Origin of the sequence: Pseudomonas sp. NMI542_15 (assembly GCF_021283425.1) — a bacterium.
GTDB classification, from domain to species: Bacteria; Pseudomonadota; Gammaproteobacteria; order Pseudomonadales; family Pseudomonadaceae; genus Aquipseudomonas; species Aquipseudomonas fortuita.
Genome location: NZ_JAJSRO010000038.1, coordinates 23,367 through 30,410 on the forward strand (window position 1 = coordinate 23,367; position 7,044 = coordinate 30,410).

Here is a 7,044-nt window from a genome sequence, read left to right on the forward strand (position 1 = left end):
AATGCCGCATATTCTGATCGTCGAAGACGAAACCATCATCCGCTCGGCCTTGCGTCGCCTGCTCGAGCGGAACCAGTACCAGGTCAGCGAAGCCGGCTCGGTGCAGGAAGCCCAGGAACGCTTCAGCATTGCCACCTTCGACCTGATCGTCAGCGACCTGCGCCTGCCAGGCGCACCCGGTACCGAGCTGATCAAGCTTGGTCAGGGCACCCCGGTGCTGATCATGACCAGTTACGCCAGCCTGCGCTCGGCGGTAGACTCGATGAAAATGGGCGCGGTGGACTACATCGCCAAGCCATTCGACCACGACGAGATGCTGCAGGCCGTGGCGCGTATCCTGCGCGACCGGCAGAACACCCCGGCCGCCGCACCGGCTGCCGAGCCACGCGCCGCCAATGGCAAGGCCGCCCCGGCCGACAAAGGCAGCGCGGCTGCGGCCAATGGCGAAATCGGCATCATCGGCTCGTGCCCGCCGATGCAGGACATGTACAGCAAGATCCGCAAGGTTGCGCCCACCGACTCCAACGTGCTGATCCAGGGTGAATCGGGTACCGGTAAAGAGCTGGTGGCCCGCGCCCTGCACAACCTGTCGCGCCGCGCCAAGGCACCGATGATCTCGGTGAACTGCGCAGCCATCCCCGAGACACTGATCGAGTCCGAACTGTTCGGTCACGAAAAAGGCGCGTTCACTGGCGCCAGCGCCGGGCGTGCGGGCCTGGTAGAAGCCGCCGACGGCGGCACGCTGTTCCTCGACGAAATCGGCGAACTGCCGCTGGAAGCCCAGGCCCGCCTGCTGCGCGTGCTGCAGGAAGGCGAGATTCGCCGGGTGGGTTCGGTGCAATCGCAAAAGGTCGATGTGCGCCTGATCGCCGCGACCCACCGCGACCTGAAGAACCTGGCCAAGGCCGGCCAGTTCCGCGAAGACCTTTACTACCGCCTGCACGTGATCGCCCTGAAACTGCCTGCCCTGCGCGAGCGCGGCAGCGACGTCAACGAAATCGCCAGCGCCTTCCTGGCGCGCCAGAGCGCGCGTATTGGCCGCGACGACCTGCACTTCTCGGCCGAAGCCGAGCAAGCCATTCGTCACTACAGCTGGCCGGGTAACGTGCGAGAGCTGGAAAACGCCGTGGAGCGCGCGGTGATCCTCAGCGAGAGCGCGGAAATTTCTGCCGAACTGCTGGGCATCGACATCGAGCTGAGCGACCTGGAAGAGGACGAGATCCTCAACAACGCCCTGGTGGTGGCCAGCGCTGCCAATGCCAGCCACGAGCCGACCGAGGACCTGTCGCTGGAAGACTACTTCCAGCACTTCGTACTCGAGCATCAGGACCACATGACCGAGACCGAACTGGCACGCAAGCTTGGCGTCAGCCGCAAGTGCCTGTGGGAACGCCGCCAGCGCCTGGGCATTCCACGGCGCAAGAGCAACGCTACCAGCGATAATTGAGTTCGGCACAGCATTGTTGTCGCCTTCGAGATCGAGCGCCGCCCGCGCGGCGCTTCGCGGGGCAAGCCCGCTCCCACATCTGTTTCGGGCCAATATCTCCTGCCACCATTGGCGCGCGGCCCCTTGCTGCACGACGTGATTGAATGGAACAACAGAGGGGCGAGCTCCGATGCCTCAGGATTGATTGGTCCGAAACAAATGTGGGAGCGGGCTTGCCCCGCGAAGCGCCGCGCGGGCGGCGCTCGATCTCACAGGCGCTGAACGGGGTGTGGCGAACACATCTGGCCCGGAAACACCCCAGGTAACACATCAGTTCCCACAAAAATCTGTTACCCAACCTTTCCGCCGTAACAGTTCCCGAGGCGTACGGTAACGAAATTGCGACATTTTGAGCGTCGTGAAAACTGCTGAAATGCCTCAAACCCTTGATTTTACTGGGTTTGCAAAAGTTGGCACGGCACCTGCTATATGCTTAGTACAAAAACAATAACAAGCACTGCAACCTAAAATAAGAACAAGACGAAACGGCTCACGCACAATAAAAACAAGACGGCGGAGGCGCAGCTAACTGATTCTTTTGGAGAGGATGCGTGTTTGGGGCTTGCCCCACGACCAGGCAGAGAACAACAAAAACTGCACTAAAAAGCAGCGCCTGAACTGGTTGGATCGACAGATCAACGTGACATCAGCGGTCAAAGCAATCCGTTTGCTCTTAACCCCTGGATTGGGGGTCGTCCACAAGCTTCGAGATTTGTGGACAGGGCACTCAACAAAAACAAAAAGCCCAGCAAAAAAAACAATAAGAGCACGCAACGACTTCTTGGGGAGCTTAGGCTCCCCTTGTCGTTTCTACCCTTCTGGCAGGCATCCTGCTACCCGCCTACACCATTCCCCGAGTAAATGCTAGAATCCCCGCCCATCATGCGGCCATTCTCCTATTATTGGCCGAACATTCCTTCACACAGTGCATCCCATGCTGAAGAAGCTGTTCCAGTCTTTCCGCCCGCCCGTACCGGGCACGCACCACAGGCGCACTACGCCTGAGGTGATCAACAAGAGCCAGCACTCGCTGCAGCGCCACCAGTTCAGCCGCCACGCGGTGAATATCGTGGAACGCCTGCAGAGCGCCGGCTACCAGGCTTACCTGGTCGGTGGCTGTGTCCGCGACCTGATGCTGGGCATTACGCCGAAAGATTTCGACGTCGCCACCAGCGCCACCCCCGAACAGGTCCGTGCCGAATTCCGTAACGCGCGCATCATTGGTCGCCGCTTCAAACTGGTCCACGTGCATTTCGGCCGTGAGATCATCGAAGTTGCCACCTTCCGCGCCCCGCACTCGGAAGACGACCAGGGCGACAGCCACCGTTCGTCGCACAATTCCAGTGGCCGCATCCTGCGTGACAACGTGTACGGCACCTTGGAAGAAGACGCGCAACGCCGCGACTTCACCATCAATGCCCTGTACTACGACCCGGTCAGCGAGCGCATTCTCGATTACGCCAACGGTGTGCACGATGTGCGCAACCGCCTGCTGCGGCTGATCGGCGACCCGACCCACCGCTACCAGGAAGACCCTGTGCGCATGCTGCGCGCGGTGCGTTTTGCCGCCAAGCTGGACTTCGGTATCGAGAAGCACACGGTCCAGCCGATCCGCGAGCTTGCCCCGCTGCTGCGCGAGATTCCGCCCGCACGCCTGTTCGAGGAAAGCCTCAAGCTGTTCCTCTCAGGCCAAGGCGCCATGGCCTTCGAGATGCTGGTCGACCTGCAGCTGTTCGAGCCGTTGTTCCCGGCCAGCGCACACGCCCTGGACGAGCGCCCGACCTACGCCCACACACTGATCAGCCAAGCGTTGCAAAACACCGACCTGCGGGTGAAGCAGGGCAAACCGGTAACCCCGGCGTTCCTGTTCGCCGCACTGCTGTGGCCAGCCCTGCCGGCCCGCGTGCTGCACCTGCAGAACCAGGGCGTGCCGCCGATTCCCGCCATGAACGGCGCGGCCCACGACCTGATCGCCGAGCAATGCGCGCGCATCGCCATCCCCAAGCGTTTCACGCTGCCGATCCGCGAGATCTGGGACATGCAGGAGCGCCTGCCACGGCGCAGCGGCAAACGCGCCGACATGCTGCTGGACAACCCTCGCTTCCGCGCCGGTTACGACTTCCTGCTGCTGCGTGAAAGCGCCGGGGAAGATACCGACGACCTCGGCCAGTGGTGGACCGACTACCAGGATGCCAACGACAGCGAGCGTCGCGAGATGATTCGCGAGCTGGGCAGCCGTGACGAAGGTGCCGGCCCGCGCAAACGCAAACGCAGCACCAGCAAACGCAAACGCGGTGGTGACGAGGCGTCCGAGTGAAGACTCGCGCCTACGTCGGCCTGGGCAGCAACCTGGACGCACCCGCCGAACAACTGCGCAGTGCCTTGCAGGCGCTTGACCAGGTGGAGGGTACTCGCCTGGTGGCGGCTTCGGCCTTGTACACCAGCGATTCGCTGCTGCCCGGCCAACCGCGTTACACCAACGCTGTCGCCGCCCTGGACACCGCACTGCCGCCTCTGGCGCTGCTCGATGCACTGCAAGCCATCGAGAACGGCCAGGGCCGCGTGCGCAAGGAGCGCTGGGGCCCGCGCACGCTGGACCTGGACATCCTGCTGTTCGGTGACCTGGTACTCGACGAGCCACGCCTGAAAGTGCCGCATTACCACATGCATGCCCGGCCTTTCGTGCTGTACCCACTGGCCGAACTGGTGCCGGACGACTTCCACCTGGCAGATGGCCGCGCCCTCGCGCAATTGCTCGGCGACTGCCCGTTCGTCGGCCTTGAACGCCTGTAAACCGGGCGTTCCAGCGTTGCACACTGGCACGGTAACGCCAGTAACACCCTGATCGTAACAATGCGGTAACAGGGTGATTGACTTCCCCCACCTCGCTCACGACTATAGGCGTCCCGTGCAGCCCCAAAGTGCCGCATACCCGTATTTAGGCCCGGACGGACCTGTGCCCGAACATCACGCGCGATGATGTGCCGCTCCGGAAGATGACTACACGCGTTGAATGCAGTCGTTTTTTACAGCGCCTGAACGAGGATTTTCCGACATGCCTGAAGTAACCCTTACCACCCTCAATGGCCTCAAGGCCAAGGGTGAAAAAATCACCATGCTGACCTGCTACGACGCGACCTTCGCCAAGGCCGCCAGCCAGGCCGGCATTGAAGTGTTGCTGGTAGGCGACTCGCTGGGGATGGTCCTGCAGGGGCACGACAGCACCCTGCCGGTCACCACGGCGGACATGGCCTACCACACCGCCAGCGTCAAACGCGGTAATGACGGTGCACTGATACTCACCGACCTGCCATTCATGGCGCACGCCACCCCGGAGCAAGCCTTTGCCAACAGCGCCACGCTTATGCGCGCCGGCGCCCACATGGTCAAAATCGAAGGCGCCGCCTGGCTGGCCGAAACCATCCGCCTGCTGGCTGAGCGCGGTGTGCCGGTGTGCGCACACATGGGCCTGACCCCGCAGACCGTCAACGTGTTGGGCGGCTACAAGGTGCAAGGCCGTCAGGAGGCCCAGGCCCGGCAGATGCGCGCCGACGCCATCGCCCTCGAACAGGCCGGCGCGGCCATGCTGCTGCTCGAATGCGTACCCAGCGAACTGGCGGCAGAAATCACCAACGCCGTGGGCATCCCGGTGATCGGCATTGGCGCCGGCAGCGCCACCGATGGCCAGGTGCTGGTACTGCACGACATGCTCGGCCTGTCGCTGAGCGGCCGAGTGCCGAAGTTCGTGAAGAACTTCATGCAAGGCCAGCCCGATATCCACAGCGCGCTCGTCGCTTACGTCGAGGCGGTCAAGCAAGTCAGCTTCCCTGGTAGCGAACACGGGTTCAGTGCATGAATACAGTCAAGACCGTCCGCGAATTGCGCGCCGCCGTCGCCCGCGCTCGCGGTGAAGGCAAACGCATCGGCTTCGTGCCCACCATGGGCAACCTGCACAGCGGCCACGCGGCCCTGGTAACCAAGGCTGCGCAGCGCGCCGATTTCGTGGTGGCCAGCATCTTCGTCAACCCGCTGCAGTTTGGCGCCAACGAAGACCTCGACAAGTACCCGCGCACCCTGGCCGCAGACCAGGAGCGCCTGCTGCAGGCCGGCTGCAACCTGCTGTTCGCGCCCACCGTGGAAGAGATGTACCCCGACGGCATGAGCGTGCAAACCCGCGTCAGCGTGCCCCACCTGTCCGAAGGCCTGTGCGGCGCCAGCCGGCCGGGGCATTTCGAAGGTGTGGCCACCGTGGTCAGCAAGCTGTTCAACATGGTCCAGCCAGACCTTGCCGTGTTCGGTGAAAAGGACTTCCAGCAACTGGCGGTGATCCGCGCCATGGTGCGCGACCTGAACATGCCGGTTCAGATCATTGGCGAGCCCACTGTGCGTGCCGAGGATGGCCTGGCACTGTCGTCGCGCAATGGCTACCTCACGCCGGAGCAGCGTGCGACCGCGCCGGTGCTGTACCGCACGCTGCAGCACATCGCAGCGGCCATCGGCCGTGGCCAACGGGATTTTGCCGCGCTGGTCGCCGCGGGGCAGGCGCAGCTGAGTGCTGCGGGGCTGCGCGCAGATTATCTGGAAGTGCGCCATGCCGTGAGCCTACGCCCGGCAATGATCGATGATCGCGATTTGGTGGTGATTGCTGCGGCTTATCTGGGTAACACCAGGTTGATCGACAACCTTTACCTGCATGTGGAAGAAAAGACCGCATAACGGCCTGGGGCTGCTATGCAGCCCATTCGCGGGACAAGCCCGCTCCCACAGCCCTCAAGCCCGACACAGAAACTGTGGGAGCGGCCTTGTGCCGCGAATGGGGCGCAAAGCGCTCCCCAAAATCACCCTGCCATACCCATTCCCAGTGCGTGGCCTTTGCCTATAATGATGCCAGCCTGAACCCGGCAATGACTGCCGTGTCCAAGGCCTCATCACGCACCAAGGGAACCCCGCGCAATGGCGTATTACCGTACACCCCACGATGTGACGGCGCTGCCCGCCTGGCAGGCGCTTCAGCAACACCGCGACGCCATGCAAGGCTTCAGCATGCGCGAAGCCTTCGCCGCCGATGCCCAACGCTTCGACCAGTTCTCCCTGAGCTGCTGCGGCCTGTTCCTCGACTACTCGAAAAACCTGATCACCGAACAAAGCCGCGACCTGCTGGTGAACCTGGCCAACGAAGTGGGCCTGCAGGACGCCATCAAGTCGATGTTCAGCGGCGAAATCATCAACGCTTCCGAAGGCCGCCCGGTGCTGCACACCGCCCTGCGCCGGCCGGTGGGCGACAAGCTGAGCGTCAACGGCGTGAACGTCATGCCGGAAGTGCACAAGGTACTCAACCAGATCACCGAACTGGTCGGCCGCATCCATGACGGCCTGTGGCGCGGCTACAGCGAAAAGCCGATCACCGACGTGGTCAATATCGGTATCGGTGGCTCGTTCCTCGGCCCCGAGCTGGTTTCCGAAGCGCTACTGCCTTACGCCCAGCGTGGCGTACGCTGCCACTACCTGGCGAACATCGACGGCAGTGAATTCCACGAGCTCTCGGCCAACCTGCGCGC

5 protein-coding genes and 1 pseudogene are annotated in these 7,044 nt (G+C 62.9%); all 6 read left to right on the top strand.

Translation table 11 applies throughout. The annotated features are described in order from the left end of the window. Position 1 precedes the first annotated feature (1 nt). Positions 2-1,447, top strand: a complete 1,446-nt coding sequence (locus LU684_RS29430) for a sigma-54-dependent transcriptional regulator (RefSeq protein WP_016489152.1) — start codon at positions 2-4, stop codon at positions 1,445-1,447. Positions 1,448-2,420: 973 nt separating this feature from the next. Continuing rightward, positions 2,421-3,803 (top strand): polynucleotide adenylyltransferase PcnB, encoded by a 1,383-nt coding sequence (locus LU684_RS29435; RefSeq protein WP_016489153.1) that lies wholly within the window; start codon positions 2,421-2,423, stop codon positions 3,801-3,803. Beyond that, positions 3,800-4,279: a 2-amino-4-hydroxy-6-hydroxymethyldihydropteridine diphosphokinase gene (folK, locus tag LU684_RS29440; protein ID WP_016489154.1), complete on the top strand. Its 480-nt coding sequence runs from the start codon at positions 3,800-3,802 to the stop codon at positions 4,277-4,279. Before LU684_RS29435 ends, folK begins: the two co-directional genes overlap by 4 nt. A gap of 262 nt (positions 4,280-4,541) precedes the next feature. Further along, the gene (panB, locus tag LU684_RS29445; RefSeq protein ID WP_060519961.1) at positions 4,542-5,342 is read left to right on the top strand and encodes a 3-methyl-2-oxobutanoate hydroxymethyltransferase; all 801 of its coding nucleotides are present in this window, start codon (positions 4,542-4,544) and stop codon (positions 5,340-5,342) included. Further along, entirely contained in the window at positions 5,339-6,202 is an 864-nt protein-coding gene (gene panC, locus LU684_RS29450; protein WP_016489156.1) for a pantoate--beta-alanine ligase, read from the top strand. Before panB ends, panC begins: the two co-directional genes overlap by 4 nt. A 237-nt stretch (positions 6,203-6,439) precedes the next feature. Continuing rightward, positions 6,440-7,044 (top strand): annotated as a pseudogene (locus LU684_RS29455) (glucose-6-phosphate isomerase); the annotation flags it as partial.

What these genes read in the sequence shown, in the direction of transcription:
- panC (WP_016489156.1), top strand. Translation starts at nt 5,339, where the DNA reads ATGAATACAGTCAAGACCGTCCGCGAATTGCGCGCCGCCGTCGCCCGC.
- LU684_RS29430 (WP_016489152.1), top strand. Translation starts at nt 2, where the DNA reads ATGCCGCATATTCTGATCGTCGAAGACGAAACCATCATCCGCTCGGCC.
- LU684_RS29435 (WP_016489153.1), top strand. Translation starts at nt 2,421, where the DNA reads ATGCTGAAGAAGCTGTTCCAGTCTTTCCGCCCGCCCGTACCGGGCACG.
- panB (WP_060519961.1), top strand. Translation starts at nt 4,542, where the DNA reads ATGCCTGAAGTAACCCTTACCACCCTCAATGGCCTCAAGGCCAAGGGT.